The 21,843-nt window shown below is 62.0% G+C and carries 19 protein-coding genes; 8 read left to right on the top strand and 11 right to left on the bottom strand.

Translation table 11 applies throughout. The annotated features are described in order from the left end of the window. Window positions 1–1,008: a tryptophan--tRNA ligase gene (gene trpS / locus SSARUM_RS22300; protein WP_025304534.1), complete on the top strand. Its 1,008-nt coding sequence runs from the start codon at window positions 1–3 to the stop codon at window positions 1,006–1,008. 51 nt (window positions 1,009–1,059) lie between these two features. Here the strand turns inward: trpS and cysG are convergent, their stop codons facing one another. From cysG to nirB, 4 genes are read right to left on the bottom strand one after another with little or no spacing between them, the layout of a single operon-like run. Further along, the gene (gene cysG / locus SSARUM_RS22295) at window positions 1,060–2,463 is read right to left on the bottom strand and encodes a siroheme synthase CysG (RefSeq protein WP_060431172.1); all 1,404 of its coding nucleotides are present in this window, start codon (window positions 2,461–2,463) and stop codon (window positions 1,060–1,062) included. Window positions 2,464–2,513: 50 nt separating this feature from the next. Beyond that, complete coding sequence (gene nirC, locus SSARUM_RS22290) at window positions 2,514–3,314, bottom strand: nitrite transporter NirC (RefSeq protein ID WP_033636294.1); 801 nt, start codon at window positions 3,312–3,314, stop codon at window positions 2,514–2,516. A gap of 16 nt (window positions 3,315–3,330) precedes the next feature. Beyond that, window positions 3,331–3,657: a nitrite reductase small subunit NirD gene (gene nirD, locus SSARUM_RS22285; protein WP_049196116.1), complete on the bottom strand. Its 327-nt coding sequence runs from the start codon at window positions 3,655–3,657 to the stop codon at window positions 3,331–3,333. Further along, window positions 3,654–6,203 (bottom strand): nitrite reductase large subunit NirB, encoded by a 2,550-nt coding sequence (gene nirB, locus SSARUM_RS22280; RefSeq protein WP_049196117.1) that lies wholly within the window; start codon window positions 6,201–6,203, stop codon window positions 3,654–3,656. Before nirB ends, nirD begins: the two co-directional genes overlap by 4 nt. Window positions 6,204–6,506: 303 nt before the next feature. Between nirB and SSARUM_RS22275 the strand changes: the two genes are divergently transcribed. Further along, entirely contained in the window at window positions 6,507–7,775 is a 1,269-nt protein-coding gene (locus SSARUM_RS22275) for a cytosine deaminase (RefSeq protein ID WP_033649318.1), read from the top strand. 54 nt (window positions 7,776–7,829) lie between these two features. On the opposite strand, the gene tsgA is transcribed toward SSARUM_RS22275, so the two are convergent. The 4 genes from tsgA to SSARUM_RS22255 all read right to left on the bottom strand — a co-directional run bounded on the left by tsgA (window position 7,830) and on the right by SSARUM_RS22255 (window position 11,902). Then, on the bottom strand, window positions 7,830–9,014 hold the full coding sequence (gene tsgA, locus SSARUM_RS22270; RefSeq protein ID WP_033636290.1) for an MFS transporter TsgA: 1,185 nt from the start codon (window positions 9,012–9,014) through the stop codon (window positions 7,830–7,832). A 191-nt stretch (window positions 9,015–9,205) separates the two neighbouring features. Continuing rightward, window positions 9,206–10,186: a LacI family DNA-binding transcriptional regulator gene (locus SSARUM_RS22265; protein WP_033654859.1), complete on the bottom strand. Its 981-nt coding sequence runs from the start codon at window positions 10,184–10,186 to the stop codon at window positions 9,206–9,208. A 73-nt stretch (window positions 10,187–10,259) separates the two neighbouring features. Beyond that, window positions 10,260–11,567 (bottom strand): 6-phospho-beta-glucosidase, encoded by a 1,308-nt coding sequence (locus SSARUM_RS22260; RefSeq protein WP_060431174.1) that lies wholly within the window; start codon window positions 11,565–11,567, stop codon window positions 10,260–10,262. After that, complete coding sequence (locus SSARUM_RS22255) at window positions 11,564–11,902, bottom strand: PTS lactose/cellobiose transporter subunit IIA (protein ID WP_039569261.1); 339 nt, start codon at window positions 11,900–11,902, stop codon at window positions 11,564–11,566. The genes SSARUM_RS22260 and SSARUM_RS22255 overlap by 4 nt, the downstream gene beginning before the upstream one ends. A 353-nt stretch (window positions 11,903–12,255) precedes the next feature. On the opposite strand from SSARUM_RS22255, the gene ppiA reads away from it, so the two are divergent. The 3 genes from ppiA to btsR all read left to right on the top strand — a co-directional run bounded on the left by ppiA (window position 12,256) and on the right by btsR (window position 15,392). Next, on the top strand, window positions 12,256–12,825 hold the full coding sequence (gene ppiA, locus SSARUM_RS22250) for a peptidylprolyl isomerase A (protein ID WP_033636286.1): 570 nt from the start codon (window positions 12,256–12,258) through the stop codon (window positions 12,823–12,825). Between the two features lie 156 nt (window positions 12,826–12,981). Further along, entirely contained in the window at window positions 12,982–14,667 is a 1,686-nt protein-coding gene (locus tag SSARUM_RS22245; protein ID WP_048322007.1) for a sensor histidine kinase, read from the top strand. Beyond that, window positions 14,667–15,392: a two-component system response regulator BtsR gene (gene btsR, locus SSARUM_RS22240; protein WP_048322006.1), complete on the top strand. Its 726-nt coding sequence runs from the start codon at window positions 14,667–14,669 to the stop codon at window positions 15,390–15,392. Before SSARUM_RS22245 ends, btsR begins: the two co-directional genes overlap by 1 nt. Here btsR and SSARUM_RS22235 read toward each other — a convergent pair. Both SSARUM_RS22235 and SSARUM_RS22230 read right to left on the bottom strand, forming a co-directional pair. Further along, complete coding sequence (locus tag SSARUM_RS22235; protein WP_225845547.1) at window positions 15,350–15,670, bottom strand: type II toxin-antitoxin system RelE/ParE family toxin; 321 nt, start codon at window positions 15,668–15,670, stop codon at window positions 15,350–15,352. The two genes, btsR and SSARUM_RS22235, sit on opposite strands and share 43 nt — an antisense overlap. Before the next feature lie 17 nt (window positions 15,671–15,687). Then, window positions 15,688–15,957, bottom strand: a complete 270-nt coding sequence (locus SSARUM_RS22230) for a hypothetical protein (protein WP_043148391.1) — start codon at window positions 15,955–15,957, stop codon at window positions 15,688–15,690. 210 nt (window positions 15,958–16,167) lie between these two features. Here SSARUM_RS22230 and SSARUM_RS22225 point away from each other — a divergent pair, with 210 nt between their 5' ends. From SSARUM_RS22225 to argD, 3 genes are all read left to right on the top strand, one after another. Further along, the gene (locus tag SSARUM_RS22225; protein WP_043148392.1) at window positions 16,168–17,694 is read left to right on the top strand and encodes a helicase HerA-like domain-containing protein; all 1,527 of its coding nucleotides are present in this window, start codon (window positions 16,168–16,170) and stop codon (window positions 17,692–17,694) included. 72 nt (window positions 17,695–17,766) lie between these two features. Next, entirely contained in the window at window positions 17,767–18,342 is a 576-nt protein-coding gene (locus SSARUM_RS22220) for an aminodeoxychorismate synthase component II (protein WP_033636278.1), read from the top strand. 131 nt (window positions 18,343–18,473) lie between these two features. Beyond that, the gene (gene argD, locus SSARUM_RS22215; RefSeq protein ID WP_033649310.1) at window positions 18,474–19,691 is read left to right on the top strand and encodes a bifunctional acetylornithine/succinyldiaminopimelate transaminase; all 1,218 of its coding nucleotides are present in this window, start codon (window positions 18,474–18,476) and stop codon (window positions 19,689–19,691) included. Window positions 19,692–19,731: 40 nt separating this feature from the next. Here argD and SSARUM_RS22210 read toward each other — a convergent pair whose 3' ends face one another. Continuing rightward, complete coding sequence (locus SSARUM_RS22210) at window positions 19,732–21,810, bottom strand: YccS/YhfK family putative transporter (RefSeq protein ID WP_060431178.1); 2,079 nt, start codon at window positions 21,808–21,810, stop codon at window positions 19,732–19,734. Between the last annotated feature and the right edge of the window lie 33 nt (window positions 21,811–21,843).

Here is a 21,843-nt window from a genome sequence, read left to right as displayed (position 1 = left end):
ATGAGTAAGCCCATCGTATTTAGCGGCGCGCAGCCGTCCGGCGAACTGACCATCGGCAACTACATGGGTGCGCTGCGTCAGTGGGTGCAGATGCAGGACGACTACGACTGCATCTACTGCATCGTCGATCTGCATGCCATCACCGTGCGCCAGGACGCCGAGAAGCTGCGCAAGGCCACGCTGGATACGCTGGCGCTGTACCTGGCCTGCGGTATCGATCCGGAAAAAAGCACCATCTTCGTGCAGTCGCACGTGCCTGAGCACACGCAGCTGAGCTGGGTGCTGAACTGTTACACCTATTTCGGCGAACTGAGCCGCATGACGCAGTTCAAAGACAAATCCGCGCGCTACGCGGAGAACATCAACGCCGGGCTGTTCAGCTATCCGGTGCTGATGGCGGCGGATATCCTGCTGTATCAAACCAATCAGGTGCCGGTGGGCGAAGACCAGAAACAGCACCTGGAACTGAGCCGCGACGTAGGCCAGCGTTTTAACGCGCTGTACGGCGACGTGTTCAAAGTGCCTGAGCCGTTCATTCCTAAATCCGGCGCGCGCGTCATGTCGCTGCAGGAGCCGACCAAGAAGATGTCCAAGTCGGACGACAACCGCAACAACGTGATCGGCCTGCTGGAAGATCCGAAAGCGGTGACCAAGAAGATCAAACGCGCAATGACCGACTCGGAAGAGCCGCCTGTCGTGCGTTACGACGTGGTCAACAAGGCGGGAGTCTCCAACCTGCTGGATATCCTCGCCGGCGTGACCGGCAAGAGCATCGCGCAGCTGGAAGCCGAGTTCGAAGGCCAGATGTACGGCCACCTGAAAGGCGCGGTGGCGGAAGCCGTCTCCGGCATGCTGGGTGAGCTGCAGGAGCGCTACCACCGCTTCCGCAACGACGAAGCCTATCTGCAGCAGGTGATGCGTGACGGCGCCGCCAAGGCCCGCGCGCGCGCGCAGGAAACTCTGGCGAAGGTCTATCAGGCCGTCGGTTTCGTACCGCCGCAGGCGTAACGCCGGCGCGAATAGAAAAAGCGGCTAAAGGCCGCTTTTTTTACGTCGGTATCACGCCATTTGTGCCAGGCCGGCGAGCGGTTCCTCGCTGGCGAACCAATTGAGCTTGCTGCGCAGGCTGACCACGCTGCCGACGATGATCAGGCTGGGGCTGGCGGCCTGCAGGGACAAGGCGCCCAGTTGGCCGAGCTCGCCTTCGATCACCCGCTGGCGGCAGGACGTTCCGTTTTCCACCAGCGCTACCGGTGTGGCGGCCGGCAAGCCGTGTGCGATCAGCTGGCGCTGGATCTCCGCTGCCTGCGTTAGCCCCATATAGAACACCAGCGTCTGCTGCCCGGCGGCCAGCGTCGCCCAGTCCAATCCGCCGTCGGCCTTGGCGTGGCCGGTCACCAGGCGCACGCTTTGCGCATGGTCGCGGTGGGTGAGCGGGATGCCGCTGTAGGCGGAACAGCCGGAGGCGGCGGTAATGCCCGGCACCACCGAGAACGGCACGTTGGCGTCCGCCAGCGTCTCCAGCTCTTCGCCGCCGCGGCCGAAGATAAAGGGATCGCCGCCCTTCAGGCGCACCACGCGTTTGCCTTGCAGCGCCTGCTGCAGCAGGATTTGGTTGATTTGCTCTTGCGGCACGCAGTGGTGGCCGGCGCGTTTGCCGACGAAGATGCGTTCGGCGTCGCGGCGCACCAGCGTCATGATCTCTTCGGAGACCAGCCGGTCGTAAACCACCACGTCAGCCTGCTGGATCTGCTGCAGCCCTTTTAGCGTCAGCAAGCCGGCATCGCCCGGCCCGGCGCCCACCAGCACCACTTCACCGCGATCTTCCGGCCGTTCGCTGAACAGCTGCTCGAGCTGGCGTTCGGCCAGCGCGGCGTCGTCGTTGGCCAGCGACTGCGCCAGCCGATCGTGGGCGAATAACCGTTCCCAGAAGCGACGGCGCGCGCCGAGGCTGCTGAAGCGTTGTTTTACCCGTTGCCGCAGCGAGCCGCCCAGCTGGGCCAGCTTGCCGAGGTGCTGCGGCAGCATTGCTTCCAGCTTCTCGCGCAGCAGCCGCGCCAGCACCGGCGCTTTGCCGCCGGAGGACACCGCCACCATGATCGGCGAACGGTCGATGATCGACGGCATGATAAAGCTGGCGCGTTTCGGATCGTCCACCACGTTGCAGAACACCCGTTGCTGGTTGGCGCACTGGTACACCAGTGCGTTGACCTCCAGCCGGTCGGTGGCGGCGATCACCAGCCATTTTTCCGCCAGCAGGGCCGGGCTGAATTCGCCCTCGGCCAGCGTCAGCAGGCCTTCTTCAGCCCAGTGGTGGAACTGTGGGCTAAATGCCAGGGCGTTGACGGTCAGCGCCGCGCCGGCGTCCAGCAGCAGGCGCGCCTTGCGTTCGGCGATCTCGCCGCCGCCCACCAGCAGGCAGGCTTTATGTTGCAGTTGGCAGAAAATCGGCAGGTAGTCCATAGGCACTCCTCGGGAGAATCAGTGTGGGGGCGAAATGCGCCCCCGAAAACTCAGGCGGTCTGACGTGCGGCGGCTTTCGCCGCCTGCGGGCGTTCGGCGCGCGGCGTAGCGTACCAATACCCCAGGCCCATCAGCACCGAGCCGGACAGGATGTTGCCCAGCGTCACCCACAGCAGGTTGTGGCCAATGCCGGCGAGGGTGTAGGCCTCGCTGTGGTTGCCGAACCAGGAGAGGGCGAACAGCGTCATGTTGGCGACGGAGTGTTCGTAACCCGAGGCGATAAAGGCCAGCAGGCACCACCAGATGGCGATGAATTTGGCGGCGCCTTCGACGCGGATCGCCATCCAAATCGCTAGGCAGACCAGCCAGTTGCACAATACGCCCTTGAAGAACAGCACCTCGGCCGGCGCGGTGGTTTTCGCCAGCGCGGCGCTGTGCACCAGACTGGTATCCACCGGCAGCAGGCTGCCGCCGCCGTAGTAATACATCAGCGCCACCAGCACCGAGCCTAGCAGGTTGCCGAGCCAGGTTTGCGGCAGCACCGCCCACATCTGGCTCTGGCGGATGGTGCCGGCCTTGACGCCGAGCGTCAGGAACATCGTATGGCCGGTGAACAGCTCGGAACCGGCGATGATCACCAGCGTCAGCGCGATGCCGAAGGTGGCGCCCATCACCAGCGGCCGCACGCTTGGGTCGACCAGGTTGCCGAGGGTGAAGATCAGGATGATGCCGAGGCCGACGTAGGCGCCGGCCATCGCCGAGCTGATCCAGAAGCCGAGCGGGCTCTCCTTCGCCAGGCGGACGATGCGCGCCGCGTTGGCGGCGCATTTGTTGATCGTGTCGGTAAACATGTTGCCTCCCGAAAGGTTATGCCGCGACTTGCACGATGCCGTCGACCACCCGGCTGGCGAAGCTGGCGACGGAACGGCTGTCGTCTTCCAGACAGTGGCCGTCGTACAGGCGGAAATGCTGTTTCTTCAGCGGGCTGGCGACCCACAGCTCGCCCTGATGCTCGGCGATGAGGCCGCGCGACAGCACGCTGGCCTGGGCGAACGGGTCGATATTGCTGATGGCGAACACCTGCTCGTCGGCATAGGGGCGGAATACCGCCACCTGCCGCTCGCCGATCAGGGCGCACACGCCGGTGCCGGGCAGAATGTCGGCGACGGGACAAACGGTAATCCACTGGCTCATGCGTGGCTCTCCTCGGTATCGATCAGGGTGACGGGAATGCGTTCGTCAGGGCGCGCCGGGCGGTGCTGGTCTCGTTCGGCCACCACTTGCACATTCGGATCGCGCAGCGGGCTGTTGATGAAGTGGGCGAAGCGCAGCTGCGTTTCCGGATGCTCGACGGTCTCTTTCCACTCGCAAATCACCGCATCGCGCAGGCGGGCGATCTCCGCTTCCAGTTGGTCGTTGATGCCGAGCTTGTCGTCGACGATCACCTTGCGCAGATAATCGATGCCGCCTTCCAGGCTCTCCAGCCACACCGAGGTGCGCTGCAGCTTATCGGCGGTACGGATATAGAACATCATGAAGCGGTCGAGGTAGCGCACCAGCGTCTCGCGATCGAGGTCGGCGGCCAGCAGGTCGGCGTGGCGCGGTTTCATGCCGCCGTTGCCGCAGACGTACAGGTTCCAGCCGTTCTCGGTGGCGATGATGCCAACGTCCTTGCCCTGCGCTTCGGCGCATTCACGGGTACAGCCCGAGACGCCGAACTTCATTTTGTGCGGGGTGCGGATGCCTTTGTAGCGATGCTCCAGCGTGACGCCGAAGCCGACGCTGTCGCCGACGCCGTAGCGGCACCAGGTGCTGCCGACGCAGGTTTTCGCCATGCGCAGCGCCTTGGCGTAAGCGTGGCCGGTTTCAAAGCCGGCGGCGAGCAGCTTGCGCCAGATGGCCGGCAGGTCGTCTTTCTGCGCGCCGAACATGCCGATGCGCTGCGAACCGGTCATTTTGGTGTAGAGGTTGTACTCCTTGGCGATCTGGCCGATGGCCAGCAGGCCGTCCGGGGTGATTTCGCCGCCGGCGGAGCGCGGGATCACCGAGTAGGTGCCGTCTTTCTGGATATTGCCGAGGAAGTTGTCGTTGGTATCCTGCAGCGGCGTATGCTGCGGCTTGAGGATGTATTCGTTCCAGCAAGAAGCCAGCAGCGAGCCGACGGTCGGCTTACACACTTCGCAGCCGTAGCCTTTGCCGTATTTGGCCAGCAGCGCCTCGAACGACTTGATGCCTTCGACGCGGATCAGGTGGAACAGCTCCTGGCGCGAATAGGCGAAGTGTTCGCACAGGTGATGGTTGACCTCGATGCCTTGCTTGCTCAGCTCGGCGTTCAACACCTGGGTGAGCAGCGGGATGCAGCCGCCGCAGCCGGTGCCGGCCTTGGTTTCGGCCTTCAGCGCCGCCACGGTGTGGCAGCCTTTGTTGACCGCCTGGATGATGTCGCCTTTGCTGACGTCGAAGCAGGAGCAGATCTGCGCGCTTTCCGGCAGCGAATCCACGCCGATGGCCGGTTTGCTGCCCGCATGGGCCGGCAGGATCAGGCCGTCCGGGTTTTCCGGCAGCTCGATGCCGTTCAACGCCAGCTGCAGCAGATTGCCGTAATCGCTGGTGTCGCCCACCAGCACCGCGCCGAGCAGGGTTTTGTTGTCGGCGCTGACCACGATGCGTTTGTAGACTTCTTTGCTTTCATCCAGATAAACGTAGCTGCGGGCGCCCTCGGTGCGGCCGTGAGCATCGCCGATGCCGCCGACGTCCACGCCCAGCAGCTTCAGCTTGGCGCTCATGTCGGCGCCCTGGAAGCCGTTTTCGCGGCCCAGCAGGTGATCGACGGCCACCTGCGCCATTTTGTAACCCGGCGCCACCAGGCCGAAGGTGCGATCGCGCCAGGCGGCGCACTCACCGATGGCGTAGACGTCCGGATCCGACGTCTGGCAGCTGTCGTTGATGGCGATGCCGCCGCGGCGGCCAATCTCCAGCCCGCACTGGCGCGCCAGCTTGTCCTGGGCGCGGATGCCGGTGGAGAACACGATGAAATCCACTTCCAGCAGGCTGCCGTCGGCGAAATGCATGGTTTTGCGCGCGGTGCCGCCGCCGTTGACGATCTCCTGGGTATTTTTGCCGGTGTGTACCTTGACGCCCATGCGCTCGATCTTGCGGCGCAGCTGGTCACCGCCCATCGGGTCGAGCTGTTCGGCCATCAGCATCGGGGCGAACTCGATCACGTGCGTTTCCACCCCCAGGCTTTTCAACGCGCCGGCGGCTTCCAGCCCCAATAGCCCGCCGCCGACCACCGCACCGCGTTTGCTGCGGCGCGCGCAGGCTTCGATGGCGTTCAGGTCTTCGATGGTGCGGTAAACGAAGCAGTCTTGGCTATCCGAACCTTTAATCGGCGGGATCCACGGATAGGAACCGGTGGCCATGATCAGCTTGTCGTAATAGACGGTGCGGCCGGTGTTGGAGTGGATGACCTTCTCGTCGCGATTGATGGTGATGGCGCGCTCGCCGACCAGCACCTTCACGCCGTGTTTTTCGTAAAAGCCTTCGCGCACCAGCGACAGCTCTTCGGCGGTGTGGTGCGAGAAGTAGGAAGAGAGGTGCACGCGATCGTAAGCGATGCGCGGCTCTTCGCAAAATACGGTGATTTCGAACTGGTCTTTGTCTGCTTTATCCAACAGATCTTCGATGAACCGGTGGCCGACCATGCCATTGCCGACGACGGCAAGTTTGACTCTGCTCATTATTGCCTCAAAATTCTGGTTTCCTAGGCTTACCTTATCTCTCCCAATGGGCAATTTATTGATGCAAATCAATCACACCCTCATATACCTCTAACGTGGTATATGGATGATTTTTCACGTTTTTTGATAAGTTGCGGATTTTATTCACCTTTAGCTGAAGCGAGTCAGTTTGCATGCAAACTACCCCGCAGGGAGTAAACACAGGGGGTAGGCAGGCAACGGTGACTTTGTCAGCGCGATCCGCTGCCAGTATGATGAAGAAAACCAGCGCAACGGCAGAGGTGAAGGGTGGCGAAACGTCCATTGAAGTTTATCGATAACCTGCGTTTAAGCGGGCATGAAGGATTGTGGCAACTGGCGATTGAGCAGGGGCGCATCGCGCATCTGGTGCCGCAGCCGGAAGGGCAGGAGTGGCGCAGCGACGTGTTGGATGCGCAGGGCGGGCTGGCGCTGCCGGCGTTCGTCGAACCGCATATTCACCTGGATACCACGCAAACCGCCGGTCAGCCGGCTTGGAACCAGTCCGGCACGCTGTTCGAGGGCATTGAGCGCTGGGCCGAACGCAAAGCGTTGCTGACCCATGAAGATGTCAAACAGCGCGCCTGGCAAACGCTCAAGTGGCAGATCGCCAACGGCGTGCAGTATGTGCGCACCCACGTCGACGTTTCCGATCCCACGCTGACCGCGCTGCGCGCCATGCTGGAGGTGAAACAGGAGGTGGCGCCCTGGGTGACGCTGCAGATCGTCGCCTTCCCGCAGGAGGGGATCCTTTCCTACCCCAACGGCGAAGCGCTGCTTGAAGAGGCGCTGCGGCTGGGGGCCGACGTGGTGGGCGCCATTCCGCATTTCGAATTCACCCGCGAGTACGGCGTGGAATCGCTGCATAAGGCGTTTGCGCTGGCGCAAAAATACGATCGGCTGGTGGACGTGCACTGCGATGAGATCGACGACGAGCAATCGCGCTTCGTCGAGACCGTGGCGGCGCTGGCGCTGAAGCTGGAGATGGGGGCGAAAGTCACCGCCAGCCACACCACGGCGATGCACTCTTACAACGGCGCTTACGCCTCGCGGCTGTTCCGCCTGCTGAAAATGTCCGGCATCAACTTCGTCGCCAATCCGCTGGTGAACATTCACCTGCAGGGCCGTTTCGACAGCTACCCGAAACGGCGCGGCGTAACGCGGGTGAAGGAGATGCTGGAGGCGCAGATCAACGTCTGCTTCGGCCACGACGACGTGTTCGATCCCTGGTATCCGCTCGGCACCGCCAACATGCTGCAGGTGCTGCATATGGGGCTGCACGTGTGCCAGCTGATGGGCTATGGCCAGATCGACGACGGGCTGAAGCTGATCACCAGCCACAGCGCGCGCACCCTTAACCTGAGCGACTACGGCCTGGCGGCCGGCAACAGCGCCAACCTGGTGATCCTGCCGGCGGAAAGCGGCTTCGACGCGGTGCGCCGCCAGACGCCGGTGCGCTACTCGATTCGCCAGGGGGCGGTGATCGCCGAAACGCGGCCGGCGGAAACCACGCTGCATCTGCAGCAGGATGAAACGGTGGATTTTCGGCGTTAAGGCGCAAAAAAAGGGCGCCTTGCGGGCGCCCCTGATGTCTTTGATGCGAAGAAATCAGTGCGTCACGTGGCCGTGGCTGCGGTGCTTGGTCACGAAGCCCAGCAGCAGGCACATCACGAACACCGCCAAATACAGGCCGTTGGCGGTGGTCAGCGCCGCGTGCGCGCCGCCTTTCGCCACGATCGGGCCGGTAACCACGAAGGTCAACATGGTGCCGATGGTGCCGCAGGTCAGGATAAAGTTGACCAGCTTCGGCGAGGAGACCTTGGTCTGCAGCGAGCCGAGGGTGATCAGCGTGGTGTAGATGGCGCTGGAAACGAAGCCCAGGGCCATGATGTAGTAGCCCAGGTGCTCCGGGTTGTCGGTGCTGACGAACAGGTACATCGCGCCGGTAGCCAGTGCGGCCAGCACGGTCACGATGCGTTGCAGATCGAAGAAGCGCAGGATGAAGCTGAACACCCACATGCCGACCATGTAAGAGGTCCAGAAGTCGCTCACCAGCTTACCGGCCTGGCCGATGTCCATGTTGAACGACTTGGTGGCGTACTCAGGCACCCACTGAATGAAGCCCAGCTGGCCGAGGATGTAGCACAGCGCGGCGATCGACAGGAACAGCACGCCGATGCCCCATTTTTCTTTCTCGACCGGCTGGCCGGCGTCGGCGCCTTTCTTGCCCAGCACCGGGAATTCGGAGCACAGGGTCAGCACGAAGATCCCCACGTACAGCAGGCCGATGCAGGCATAAACCCAGTACCAGCCGATATGGCGGGCCAGCAGCATCGCGGCGACGATCGGGAAGATCATCCCGGCCATGCTGAAGAAGGAGTCGGTGAACAACAGGCGCGAACCGCGCTGGCGGCCGGCATACATGTGGGTGATCAGGAAGGTGCCGATCGACATGGTGATACCGCTAACCACGCCGAGGATAAACATGCACAGCGAGAACATGGTCAGGCTCTTGCCGAGCATCAGCCCGGCGACCGCCAGCACCATCAGGACAAAGCCGAAGATCAGCTGACGCTTCAGCGGGATGATTTCCATCAGCCAGGCATTGAGGAAGATCGAAATCAAAATGCCGGCGTTGAGGAAAGTAAAGGTGTTGCTCATGCTGGAAACCGGCAGATTAAAGTACTCTGCAATGTTTCCCATCACCATCCCTGTGACGATCACTAAAGCACCGGTCAGCGCGTACGAAAAGAAGCTGATCCAGGTAAGCCGTATGCGGTTACTGTCATTCATTGTATAGGCCTGAATATGTCTGTTAGAGGTTTTAACGCTGGCATAAGGCCGCTGGCTTTTCCTGGCAAACGCAGAAAAAAGTCCCGATCAGGCCACCAGGGGGCGGATCCTAGCACAGACAACGGGATTTTTTGTGATGGCTGTCGATTTTTTGATGTAACCCATGAAGGGCCGGTGTGCATTATTGTGATCTATTTGCGTACCGTCACAACGGAATCACGGTTGACGATCGTCGGCTCAAACCGGTGCGCCGGGGTGGCGGGGTCGATCAACCTGCGCGCCGCGTATTGGGCCATCTCGCTGATGGGAAAATGTACGCTGCTCAACGCCGGGCGCACGAAAGGCGCGCGTTCGCCGCTGTCGTAGCAGATCAAGGAGATATCCTGCGGCACCCGCAGGCGGTGTTCGTTGATCGCCAGCAGCGCGCCGATCGCCATCTCTTCGTTGCAGCAGTAGATGGCGCTGGGCCGCGCGGCTTGCCGCAGTAGCCGATCGGCGCAGCGGTAACCGCTTTCCAGATCGTAGACGCCCTCCAGGCAGGCCACCGGATCGATATTCGCCGCCTGCATCGCCTCTTCAAATCCCTGCAGCCGCAGGCGGCTCGACGGGCGTTCACGCGGGCCGCTGATGCAGGCGATGCGCCGGTGCCCGGCATCGAGCAGCTGCTGCGTCGCCATGCGGCTGGCGAGCGGGTGATCGAAGGTGACGCAGCGGTCTTCCAGCCCCGGCACCAGACGATCGAGCAACACGAAATCACGTTGCTCCGCCGCCAATTGGCGCAGCCGATCGTCGCTGAGAAAACGCACGTGCAGGATCACGCCGTCGCAGCGCAGGCTAAATAGCCGCTGCACCGCCTGCCATTCGTTTTCGGCGCTGTTGCGGCCCTGGGTCACCAGCAGCTGTTTGCCGTGGGATTCGGCCTCGGTCTGCACGAAGTCCATCAGCGCGCCGAAAAAGCCGCCGCGGTACGAGGTGGTGACCAGCCCAAGGGTATTGCTGTGGCTGGAGGCGAGCGCGCGGGCCGCCGGGTTGGGGGTGTAACCGAGCTGGGCAACGGCGCGTTCAACCTTCTCGCGGGTCGGCGCCTTGACGTTGCTGTCGCCGTTCACCACGCGCGATACGGTGGCGCGCGAAACGCCCGCCAGCGCCGCGACATCTTCCAGTGTCACCATCGTCCCACTCCTGAATTACGGCTAAAAAAATGGGTTCGGCGCGCCGAACCCCTGTCTGGCTGCGTATAGCCGCTTACCTGAACTGCGGTAAATACGGCGCGTTTATCGTCAACACTTCTTCCAGCAGCGGCTGCGCCAGGTTGGCGTTGCCCACCAACGGGTTGGCGATCAGCGCCAGCAACCCGCTGCGGCGATCGCCGTGCACCGCCGCCTCGATGGTCAGACGTTCGTAGGCTTTCACCTGCTGCGTTAGGGCCTGCATCGGCTCTGGCAGCGGGCCGAAGGTCAGCGGGTGCGCGCCCTGAGCATCAACGATACAGTTGATTTCTATCACAGCATCGCCCGGCAGGCCATGGATAGCGCCGCGGTTTGCGGTGTTGACCACTAATTGCGTGCCGAGATTATTATGGATAGCACGAATCAGCTCCAGCGCAACTTCGGAATAGAAAGAACCGCCGCGGAAGCTGAGCTGCTCCGGTTTCGTGTTCAGCTGCGGATCGGCATACAGCTCGAACAGCTCTTTCTCCACCTGCATCACCTGCTCGGCGCGGGTGCCGCGCTCGCCGGCGGCGGCCATCTCTTCCGCCAGCATCTCGCGGGTCTGGTAAAAATAGCGGTGGTAGGGGCAGGGGATGGCGCCGATCGCGCGCAGGAAGTCCGGCTGCCAGGGCTCTTCCTTGATGTTGTTCATGGTCAGCGCCGCGCCGTCGCACAGCATGTCGATCACCTTGGCGGTGACGTCGCGCCCCTGCTGCGTGACCTGATGCACCCAGACCATGTGGTTCAGGCCGGCGAAGCGCAGCTGCACGTCGGCGTAAGGCGCCTGCAGCATGTTGGCGATCATGTGATGCATGCTGATCGGCACGTTGCACAGGCCGATGATCTTCGCTTTGGTAAAGCGGGACACCGCCTCGGTGACGATGCCGGCCGGGTTGGTGAAGTTGATGATCCAGGCGTCCGGCGCCAGTTTTTCCACCCGGCGAGCGATGTCCAGCATCACCGGGATGGTGCGCAGCGCCTTGGCGAAGCCGCCGACGCCGGTGGTCTCCTGGCCGAGCAGCTGGTATTTCAGGCCCAGCCGTTCGTCGGCGGCGCGCGCCGGCAGTTGCCCGACGCGGAACTGGGTCAGCACGAAGGCGGCGCCGCGAATGGCGTCGTCCAGCGCAAAGTGCACGCTGACCTTCACCTGCTCCAGCCCGTGGCGCGCCAGCATGCGGCGGGTCAGGGCGGCGATGGTTTCCACTTTTTGCCGGCCCGGTTCGACGTCCACCAGCGCCAGTTCGGTGACCGGCAGCTCCTCAATGCGCTGGATCAGCCCATCGACCAGCTCGGGAGTGTAGCTGCTGCCGCCGCCGATCACGGCGATTTTGAGTGCGCTCATGGGCGGCCCTCCGTCTGCGACTGACGGCGATAGAGCTCGATCATGTCGTCGGCCAGATCCTGGATCACCATGGCGTTCATCAGATGATCCTGCGCATGCACGGTGATCAGGTTGATCGCCAGTTTGCCGCAGCCTTCGTCCAGGCCGATCAGCTCGGTCTGGATCAGGTGTGCTTTCTTCACCCACTCTTTGGACTCGGCCATGTGCCTGGCCGCGGCGGCGAAATCGCCGGCGCGCGCTTGCCGCAGCGCCATCAGCGCATTGCTGCGCGCGCTGCCGGAGAACACCAGCAGTTCCATGATGGTGCTTTCAAACTCGGGGCTGACTTCAGTCATCAGTTCACTCACGTCATTTCTCCAGGGGTTGCGCGGCGACGCCGCCGTGGGATGCTTCAGTATCCGCTCTTTTTATAATGAGAGCGCTCTCATTTATATAGAGTAACGACAATGCGTGTGCAAACTGGGAGGCAGATCGCAAAAACCAACCCAGGGCGGCGCGGGGCAAAAAATGCGTGATGCGGTTGGCAAAAAAGCCTTCTGCGCCCATACTTTCCGCAGCAAAATTCAGGGCCGCCTAGGATATGTCCCGTAATTGGGTAAATATAGGTAAATGGCTGGTACTTGCCGATACAGCTCTTTAGAATCAAAGCGCTTTTCCGTTGTTTGTCTCTCAGAGAAAGGACCCGTTAATGTTCAAACGTACTTTAGTGACCTTCGTCGCGCTGTGTTCCCTCACAGCGATGGCGCCAGCCGCACTCGCCGCCGGTGAGACCCACGTCATGCTGACGACCTCGGCGGGGAATATCGAGTTGGCGCTCGATAGCCAGAAGGCACCGGTTTCCACCCAGAACTTCGTCGATTACGTGAACAGCGGGTACTACAACAACACCATTTTCCATCGCGTGATCCCGGGCTTTATGATCCAGGGCGGCGGTTTCACCGCTGACATGCAGCAAAAATCCACCAAGGCGCCGATCAAGAACGAAGCCGACAACGGCTTGCGCAACCTGCGCGGCACCATCTCGATGGCGCGCACCGCCGACAAGGACAGCGCCACCAGCCAGTTCTTCCTGAACGTGGCGGATAACGCCTTCCTGGATCATGGCCAGCGTGACTTCGGCTACGCGGTGTTCGGCAAAGTGGTGAAAGGCATGGACGTGGTGGACAAAATTGCCCAGGTGCCAACCGGCAACGTCGGCCCTTACCAGAATGTGCCGACCAAACCGGTGGTGATTCTGTCGGCCAAGGTGCTGCCGTAAGTTTTTTGGCCGATCCCGTTGGGGTCGGCCGCTCCTTCCTCTCGAAGCCTTGCCTTCATCACTGTTTTCTCCCGCGCCTCATGCTCTAATCTGCAGACAATAATCAGACCGGAAATCCGGCGTTCGCCCTTTGTTGTCTCTGGATGAGTTGCTGCCATGTATGAATTTAACCAGGTGCTGTTGCTGTTGCAGCAGATGTGCGTCTATCTCGTTATCGCCTATCTGCTGAGCAAAACCCCGCTGTTCATCCCGCTGATGCAGGTGACCATCCGCCTGCCGCACAAGCTGCTGTGCTACGTGATCTTCTCGGTGTTCTGCATCATGGGCACCTATTTCGGGCTGCACATTCAGGATTCGATCGCCAACACCCGCGCGATAGGCGCGGTCCTGGGCGGTCTGCTGGGCGGGCCGTCGGTGGGCTTTCTGGTCGGGCTGACCGGCGGCCTGCACCGCTATACGCTCGGCGGCATGACCGACGTGGCCTGCGCGATTTCCACGGTGTCGGAAGGCCTGGTCGGCGGCATCGTACACAGCATCGCCATGCGCCGCGGGCGCATCGAGCTGCTGTTCAATCCGCTGTTTGTCGGCGGCGTGGCGCTGGTGGCGGAAGTGCTGCAGATGGCGATCATCCTGGCGGTGGCGCGCCCCTACGACGAAGCGTTGCAGCTGGTGGAGCACATCGCGCTGCCGATGATGATCGCCAATACCGTCGGTGCGGCGATGTTCATGCAAATCCTGCTGGATCGGCGCGCGATGTTCGAAAAATACACCAGCGCCTTCTCTTCCAAGGCGCTGAAGATCGCCGAGCGCACCGAGGGCATCCTGCGGCAGGGCTTCGATCAGGAGAACAGCATGAAGGTCGCCCGGGTGATCTATCAGGAGCTGGGCATCGGCGCGGTGGCGATCACCGATCGCGACAAGCTGCTGGCGTTTATCGGCATCGGCGACGACCACCACCTGCCGGGCACGCCGATCGCCTCGGTGCATTCGCATCGCGCCATCGACAACAACGAGGTGGTGTACGCCGACGGCAATCAGCTCTCTTACTGCTGCTCGATCAATCCGGCCTGCAAGCTGGGATCGACGCTGGTGATCCCGCTGCGCGGCGAAAATCAGCGGGTGATCGGCACCATCAAGCTGTATGAGCCGAAAAGCCAGCTGTTCAGCACCATCAACCGTACGCTGGGCGAAGGCATCGCCAGCCTGCTGTCGGCGCAGATCATGGCCGGACAGTACGAGCGCCACAAGCAGCTGCTGGCGCAGTCGGAGATCAAGCTGCTGCATGCGCAGGTCAATCCGCATTTCCTGTTCAATGCCTTGAATACTCTGGTGGCGGTGATCCGCCGCGATGGCGAACGCGCCTGCGATCTGGTGCAGTCTCTCTCGACCTTCTTTCGTAAAAACCTCAAACGCTCGGATGACGAAGTCAGCCTGGCGGACGAGATTGAACACGTGAACGCCTACCTGCAGATCGAGAAAGCGCGCTTCGCCGATCGGCTGGAGATCGCGGTATCGCTGCCGGAGGCGCTGTTGGCGGTGCGGCTGCCGGCGTTCTCGCTGCAGCCGATCGTCGAGAACGCCATCAAGCATGGCACCTCGCATCTGCTGGGCGTGGGCCGCATCGAAATCGGCGCCTGCTGCGAAGGGGAGCATCTGCTGCTGCAGGTGACGGACAACGCCGGGCTGTTCCAGCCGAAGCCGAACTGCAGCGGGCTGGGGATGAACCTGGTGGATAAACGCATTCGCGTGCGCTACGGCGAAGGCTATGGCGTGCAGGTGGATTGCCAGCCGGACGCCTACACCCGCATTACGCTCAATGTTCCCATGGAGAGGGCCGCCTGATGTTAAACGCACTGATTGTTGACGATGAACCTTCCGCGCGCGACAACCTGCGCCACCTGCTGGAAGCTGAAGCGGGGATCGCGATTATCGGCGAGTGCGCCAACGCCATTGAAGCCATCAGCCAGATCCACCGGCTGCAGCCGGACGTGGTGTTTCTCGATATCCAGATGCCGCGCATCAGCGGGCTGGAAATGGTCGGCATGCTGGATCCCAACCGCATGCCGCACATCGTGTTTCTGACCGCCTACGACGAATACGCGGTGCAGGCATTCGAGGAGCACGCCTTCGACTATCTGCTGAAGCCGGCGGAGCCGAAGCGGCTGAGCAAGACGCTGCAACGTCTGCGGCAGCGCAGTGCGCCGCAGGACGTGGCGGCGCTGGAAGAGAGCGCCGGTTACCTGAAATACATTCCCTGCACCGGCCACAGCCGCATCTATCTGCTGCGCTTCGACGAAGTGCTGGCGATCCGCTCCAAACTGAGCGGGGTCTTCGTGGTGCGCAGCGACGGCATGGAGTGTTTCACCGAGCTGACGCTGCGCACGCTGGAAAGCCGTACGCCGCTGGTGCGCTGCCATCGGCAGTATCTGGTCAATCTGGAGCAGGTGCGCGAGATCCGCTTCGAAGAGGGAGGCGCGGCGGAGATGATCATGTCGGCAGGCGATCCGGTGCCGGTCAGCCGGCGCTATTTGAAAGCGCTGAAGGAGCAGTTGGGGCTGCGGGGGTGACTATGCCGGCGGCCACCGACGGCGAGTATGCACGATGGCCAATACGATGACGCGTTGAGCCGCCCATTCATAGACCAGCAAATAGGACGGGGAGATGACCAGCTCGCGCGTACCGCTATCCGCCCCGTTTTCCCGCTGGCGGGATGATGCACGAGGCGTGCCGCCGCGTCAGCGATTTTTGCATCATTTTCTGCGGCGGCGGCCGGATTTTTAAGTTCCAACCATTCATAAATCGCCAGACGATCGGCGATGGCGGGTTCCGTCCATGTCAGTTTCACAAAAGTCCTTTTGTGTTTTATCGCGTTGATTTGGCTCTGCGTTCGGCGAAATAAGCGGCCACCTCTTCATCGTCGGCGAATTTGCCTTCACGCAACGCCTTGCGGCTTACCTCGACCTTTTCCTTTAACCACTGGTTGTACTCTTCCTGTTGCGCCTGGCGGCGGACAAACTCGCGCATGAAATCACGCAGCAGTTGCGAAGCCGTGCGATCGGCGGCCTTTGCCGCGCTGGCGAAAGCGGTTTTTAACTCTTCATCCACGCGGATTACCACGGTAGATTCAGACATGGTATTTACCTCGTATATACAGCGTAATGCTCACTATAGCACTGGTGCTTTATTGTTCAAGCAAAGGCGCTTTGACGCTAAGCGCAATCTGAATTCATCAGGCCCCGACGGCGCCCTTTTTGTTTGTCCTTGACGGGGTTACGCGGCGCTTATAGCTTTATTGCATCCACAGGCGCGTTTCGCGCCGCGTCAGCGTCAAAGGAACAGAAAATGAGTGAACCACGGATTATCGCCAAAGCGATGAAAGACGGAAAACCGGAGCAGGATCTGGTGATTTTGCCGGCGTTGGCCAACCGCCACGGGCTGATCACCGGGGCAACCGGCACCGGCAAGACGGTGACGCTGCAGAAAATGGCCGAACAGTTCTCGCGCATCGGCGTGCCGGTGTTCCTGGCGGACGTGAAGGGCGATCTGTCCGGCATCGGCGCCGAGGGCGTGCCTTCCGAGAAACTGCAGGCGCGCCTGGCGGCGATCGGCGTCAGCGACTGGCAGCCGCAGGCCTGCACCATTATCCCGTGGGATATTTACGGTGAAAAGGGGCACCCGATCCGCGCCACGATTTCCGATCTCGGGCCGCTGCTGCTGGGGCGCCTGTTGGATCTGAACGAGGTGCAAAGCGGCGTGCTGCAGCTGGTGTTCAAGATCGCCGATGACAACGCGCTGCTGTTGCTGGACATGAAGGATTTGCGCACCATGCTGCAGTTCGTCGGCGACAACGCCAAACAATTCCAGACTCAGTACGGCAATATCTCTGCCGCGTCGATCGGCGCTATTCAGCGCGGGTTGCTGACGCTGGAAGAGCAGGGCGCTGACCAGTTCTTCGGCGAGCCGATGCTCGACATCAACGATCTGATGAAAACCGACGCCAACGGCCACGGCGTGATCAACCTGCTGGCGGCGGACAAGCTGATCAATCAGCCGAAGCTGTATTCGGTGTTCCTGCTGTGGCTGCTGGCTGAGCTGTTCGAGCACCTGCCGGAAGTGGGCGACCCTGAACAGCCGAAGCTGGTGTTCTTCTTCGATGAGGCGCACCTGCTGTTCAACGACGCGCCGGCGGCGCTGCTGACCAAGATCGAACAGGTGGTGCGCCTGATCCGCTCCAAAGGCGTCGGCATTTACTTTGTCACCCAGAACCCGCTGGACATCCCGGACAGCGTGCTGGGCCAGCTGGGTAACCGCGTGCAGCATGCGCTGCGCGCCTTCACGCCGCGCGATCAGAAGGCGGTGAAGACGGCGGCGCAAACCCTGCGCGCCAATCCGGCCTTCGATGCCGAAACGGCGATCACCGAGCTGGGCGTGGGTGAAGCGCTGGTGTCATTCCTCGACGAGAAGGGCCGGCCGAACGTGGTGGAGCGGGCGATGGTGATCGCGCCGGAATCCAAAATGGGCATGCTCGGCGCGGAAGGGCTGAACAGTGCGATCAACAAGTCGCCGCTGTATGGCCGCTATGAGGATATGATCGACAGCGAGTCCGCCTACGAGAAGCTGTCGTCGGGCGGTTTTGCCACCGTCGGCACCCCGCAGCAGGGGCAGCAACCGCAGGCGCAACAGCAACAACAGCAGGCGGGCGGCGGCCTGATGGACGGCTTGAGCGAGCTGTTGTTCGGTTCCACCGGCCCGCGCGGCGGCAAGCGCGACGGCATTGTCCAGACCGCCGCCAAGAGCATGGCGCGCGATCTCGGCCGCCAGATCCTGCGCGGCGTGCTGGGCTCGATCACCGGCGGCCGTAAAAAGTAAGCGGAAATTATCGTCGGCAGCGGCGGGTTAAATCAGTACACTGTGGCGGCATTTTTCTCTGCCGGACCTAACATGCTGCTGCTGATCGATAACTACGACTCCTTTACCTATAACCTTTACCAGTACTTCTGCGAATTGGGCGCCGAGGTGCTGGTGAAGCGCAACGATGAGCTGCAGCTGGCCGATATCGAGCGGCTGGCGCCGCAGCATCTGGTGATTTCCCCTGGCCCCTGCACCCCGAACGAAGCGGGTATCTCGCTGGCCGCCATTCGTCATTTCGCCGGCAAACTGCCGATCCTCGGCGTGTGCCTGGGGCACCAGGCGCTGGGGCAGGCGTTCGGCGCCGAGGTGGTGCGCGCCCGCGCGGTGATGCACGGCAAAACCTCGGCGATTCGTCACCTGGGCGTCGGCGTGTTTCGCGGCCTGAGCGATCCGCTGACCGTGACCCGCTACCACTCGCTGGTGCTGAAGGCCGATACGCTGCCGGACTGTTTTGAAGTGACCGCCTGGAGCGAACGCGACGGCGTGTGCGACGAGATTATGGGCATCCGCCACCGCACTTTGGCGCTGGAAGGCGTGCAGTTCCATCCGGAAAGCGTGCTCAGCGAGCAGGGCCATCAGCTGCTGGATAATTTCCTCCAGCGTTAATCCCGATGCGTTTTTTTTGCCCGCCAGGCGTTTTGCGTTTGCGCTTGATTGGTTTTTTATGCATATTTCGTGATTATGTTTTCAATATGACATTACGATAGCGCTGAAAAACCTTCAGGGTGGAGCCGAAAATGACTGAAAAATCCGCAGTGAGCCGCAGCACCTTTGACCAGGTGATCCTGCCTGTTTATGCACCTGCCCAGTTTGTGCCGGTGCGCGGCCAAGGCAGCCGGGTCTGGGATCAACAGGGAAAAGAGTACATCGATTTTTCCGGCGGCATCGCGGTGACGGCGCTGGGGCACTGCCATCCGGCGCTGGTCGAGGCGCTCAAACGCCAAGGCGAAACCCTGTGGCATACCAGCAACGTCTTCACCAATGAGCCTGCGCTGCGCCTGGCGAGCAAACTGATCGACGCCACCTTCGCCGATCGGGTGTTCTTCGCCAACTCCGGCGCAGAGGCCAACGAGGCGGCGTTCAAACTGGCGCGTCATTACGCCATCACCCGCCACAGCCCCTACAAAACCAAAATCATCGCCTTCTATAACGCGTTTCACGGCCGCACGCTGTTCACCGTGTCGGTGGGCGGGCAGGCCAAATATTCCGACGGGTTCGGGCCGAAGCCGGCCGACATCGTGCACGTGCCGTTCAACGATTTGGCGGCGGTGAAGGCGGTGATGGACGACCACACCTGCGCGGTGGTGATGGAACCGATTCAGGGCGAGGGCGGCATTACGCCGGTCGATGCCGGCTTCCTCAAAGGCGTGCGCGAGCTGTGCGACCAACATCAGGCGCTGCTGGTGTTCGACGAAGTGCAAAGCGGCATGGGGCGCAGCGGCAAACTGTTCGCCTATATGCATTATGGCGTGACGCCGGACATTCTCACCACCGCCAAGGCGCTGGGCGGCGGTTTCCCGGTCAGCGCCATGCTGACCACCGAAGACATTGCGTCGGTGATGCAGGTGGGCACCCACGGCACCACCTACGGCGGCAACCCGCTGGCCTGCGCGGTGGCGGAGGCGGCGCTGGACGTGATCAATACGCCGGAGGTGCTGAGCGGCATCGAGCAGCGTCATGCGCTGTATGTGCAGGCTTTGCAGCATATCGGCGATAAATACGGTATTTTCACCGCGATTCGCGGCATGGGGCTGCTGATTGGCGCCGAGCTGACGCCGCATTATCACGGCAGAGCGCGCGACTTCCTCACCGCCGCCGCCGCGCGCGGGTTGATGATCCTCAATGCCGGGCCGAACGTGATTCGTTTCGCGCCGTCACTGGTGGTGGAGCTGCAGGATATCGAGGCCGGCATGGCGCTGTTCGAGCTGGCGGTGCAGGATGTGATCAACGCCTGACGCCCGCGCGGCATATAACGGGGCGCGGCATGCCGCGCCCTTATTGATCGCGCAGTTTGCGCTTGAGCCAAATGCCGTGGTGCGGGCGCTGGCGCCAGGCCAGCGAAGAAATGGTGTGCATCACGCTCAGGTGCGACAGAATGCGCCGCAGATGGCGCTCCATCTCGGTAACGGGCATCTCCGGATGCAGATCCGGCGGCTGCATGATGCCGCTGTTGCCGCTGCTCGGGCCGTCGTATTCCAACCGCTGTTGGCAGCTTTGCAGCGCGATTTCACAGGCCTGCAGATACGCTTCCGCCAGTTTTGGCGTCAGCATGTAGTGTTCGCGCGCCAGAATGGTCATGGCGTTCAGGTGCTCGACGATGAACTGGCTATGCGTGACCCACAGCCGCATGTCCGCCAGATAGTCCGACGCGAACCCCGGCTCCTGCATCGCCTGATTGAGCGAGGTGAATAGCGCATTGTGCGCCTGGTTGACCTGCATGCGGGTATAGGCCAACGCGGTGGCGTCCGGTTCCGGCTGTTCCAGCATCAACCGCAGCGCGGTTTGATCGTGCTCCAGCGCCTGATGGGCATTCTTGCGCAGCAGCCCGCTTTGCCACTGCGGCCATAGCCAAATGGTGCCGCCGAACGCCAACACGCAGCCGATCAGCGTATCGATCAGGCGCGGCACCAGAAAATGCGAGCCGTTCAGCGCCAGCAGCTGCAGGGTGTAAACCGCCGTGACCGTAAAGCCAATCACCGACAGCCCGTAGTTCTTGCGCGAAACCAGGTAGGCCAGCAGCGTGATCACCAACATGATGCTCAGCGTTTCGCCTTCCGGCAACTGCAGCTGCAGCAGCCCGGCCGCCAGCAAAAGCCCGGCAATCGTGCCCAGCGCACGGTGCTGAATACGCACCCGGGTGGCGTTATACCCGTTTTGGCTCACCAGCATGATGGTGAGCAGGATCCAGTAAGGCTTCGGCAGATTGAACACCGCACCCAGGCTGCTGCCGACTGCCAGCGTCACGCCCAGCCGCGCGGCGTTGCGCAGGGCGGTGGACTTGAACGACAGATAGCTGGCCAGCGCCGGCCAAAACGGCAGGCGGTGCTGGCCGGACATCAGGTCGCGGCGGTATAGCGGATGCTGGGTGCGCAGCAGGCGGGCGATGCGGCTGAAGTGGTAATAACAAAACTGGCCGACCGGGTTATCGGGATGCTGCGCCGCCATTTTTTCCAGCGCCGCCAGCTCGTGGGCCATGGAGAAGCGCTTCGAATGTTGATGATAGAGAATATCGTGCGCCACTACGCGCAGCCGGCCGGCGATCACCTGAGCGTTGCGGCGAATGATCGCTTCGGCCTGGCTCTGCTCCACCAGTTTTTGCACCTCCTCCGGCAGATGCAGGCTGACGGTGATGTGCTCCTGCAGATCCATCGCCACCTGAAAGGCGCGCTGCAGGCGCTTTTGCTCGAGGTTGTTGGCGTGCGGCAGGAAATTAAGCTGTTGGTACAACAGGCTGATCAGATCCATCACCTTTTGCTGGCGCACCAGCAGCGGCGGCAGCGCGGTTTGCGGATCGGTGTGCTGGGTCAGCAGCGAGTATTTGGCTTCGAAATAGTCCGCCAGTTCCAGGTAGAGCTGGCTCAGGGTCTCGCGCATCGGCTGCTCTTTCCACAGCTTGAACCAGAACCAGGTGAATAAGCCGTACCAGACGGTGCCGATGGCGTACAGCAGCGGCGCCTGCCAGATGGGCACCGTGCCGGCCGTGCTGAGGGCGAAGATGGCGGCCACCAGCGCCGCCGGCAACAGCCGGGCGTGCAGCGGGCTGATTTCACCGGTGACGCCGAGCAGCAGCGCCAGGCCCAGCATCAGCGCCGGCAGCGGCACGTGCCACAGCAGTGCCTGTTGCAGCAGCACGCTGCTGAAGGCGAACAGCGAGCCGCCAACCACCAGCCGTTTAAAGAAGCGCTTATGCGGCGTGTCCAGACCGGCGATATTGCAGCAGGCGGGCACCAGAGAGAACATCAGGCCGAGCTGCAGCTGGCCTATCAGCAGGCCGAACAGCACCGGCAGGCACAACACCAGCGTTTGTCGCAGTGCGTAGTTGATTTCCGGGTGGTAGATCAGGCGGCGCCACATGGCAGAGAGCAGATAAAAAAAACGGCGCAGATT

It is taken from the genome of Serratia sarumanii, assembly GCF_029962605.1.
GTDB lineage: Bacteria > Pseudomonadota > Gammaproteobacteria > Enterobacterales > Enterobacteriaceae > Serratia > Serratia sarumanii.
The sequence above is the reverse complement of the archived record's forward strand: the minus strand, read 5'-3'. Positions and strand labels throughout refer to the sequence as shown.

Bases quoted from the DNA above. Each gene is read 5' to 3' on its own strand.
- tsgA (WP_033636290.1), bottom strand. From the start codon at position 9,014: ATGAATGACAGTAACCGCATACGGCTTACCTGGATCAGCTTCTTTTCG.
- SSARUM_RS22265 (WP_033654859.1), bottom strand. From the start codon at position 10,186: ATGGTGACACTGGAAGATGTCGCGGCGCTGGCGGGCGTTTCGCGCGCC.
- SSARUM_RS22225 (WP_043148392.1), top strand. From the start codon at position 16,168: ATGAGTGAACCACGGATTATCGCCAAAGCGATGAAAGACGGAAAACCG.
- cysG (WP_060431172.1), bottom strand. From the start codon at position 2,463: ATGGACTACCTGCCGATTTTCTGCCAACTGCAACATAAAGCCTGCCTG.
- SSARUM_RS22210 (WP_060431178.1), bottom strand. From the start codon at position 21,810: ATGTGGCGCCGCCTGATCTACCACCCGGAAATCAACTACGCACTGCGA.
- nirC (WP_033636294.1), bottom strand. From the start codon at position 3,314: ATGTTTACCGACACGATCAACAAATGCGCCGCCAACGCGGCGCGCATC.
- SSARUM_RS22230 (WP_043148391.1), bottom strand. From the start codon at position 15,957: ATGTCTGAATCTACCGTGGTAATCCGCGTGGATGAAGAGTTAAAAACC.
- SSARUM_RS22255 (WP_039569261.1), bottom strand. From the start codon at position 11,902: ATGACTGAAGTCAGCCCCGAGTTTGAAAGCACCATCATGGAACTGCTG.
- SSARUM_RS22220 (WP_033636278.1), top strand. From the start codon at position 17,767: ATGCTGCTGCTGATCGATAACTACGACTCCTTTACCTATAACCTTTAC.
- trpS (WP_025304534.1), top strand. From the start codon at position 1: ATGAGTAAGCCCATCGTATTTAGCGGCGCGCAGCCGTCCGGCGAACTG.
- SSARUM_RS22245 (WP_048322007.1), top strand. From the start codon at position 12,982: ATGTATGAATTTAACCAGGTGCTGTTGCTGTTGCAGCAGATGTGCGTC.
- nirD (WP_049196116.1), bottom strand. From the start codon at position 3,657: ATGAGCCAGTGGATTACCGTTTGTCCCGTCGCCGACATTCTGCCCGGC.
- nirB (WP_049196117.1), bottom strand. From the start codon at position 6,203: ATGAGCAGAGTCAAACTTGCCGTCGTCGGCAATGGCATGGTCGGCCAC.
- SSARUM_RS22260 (WP_060431174.1), bottom strand. From the start codon at position 11,567: ATGAGCGCACTCAAAATCGCCGTGATCGGCGGCGGCAGCAGCTACACT.
- ppiA (WP_033636286.1), top strand. From the start codon at position 12,256: ATGTTCAAACGTACTTTAGTGACCTTCGTCGCGCTGTGTTCCCTCACA.
- btsR (WP_048322006.1), top strand. From the start codon at position 14,667: ATGTTAAACGCACTGATTGTTGACGATGAACCTTCCGCGCGCGACAAC.
- argD (WP_033649310.1), top strand. From the start codon at position 18,474: ATGACTGAAAAATCCGCAGTGAGCCGCAGCACCTTTGACCAGGTGATC.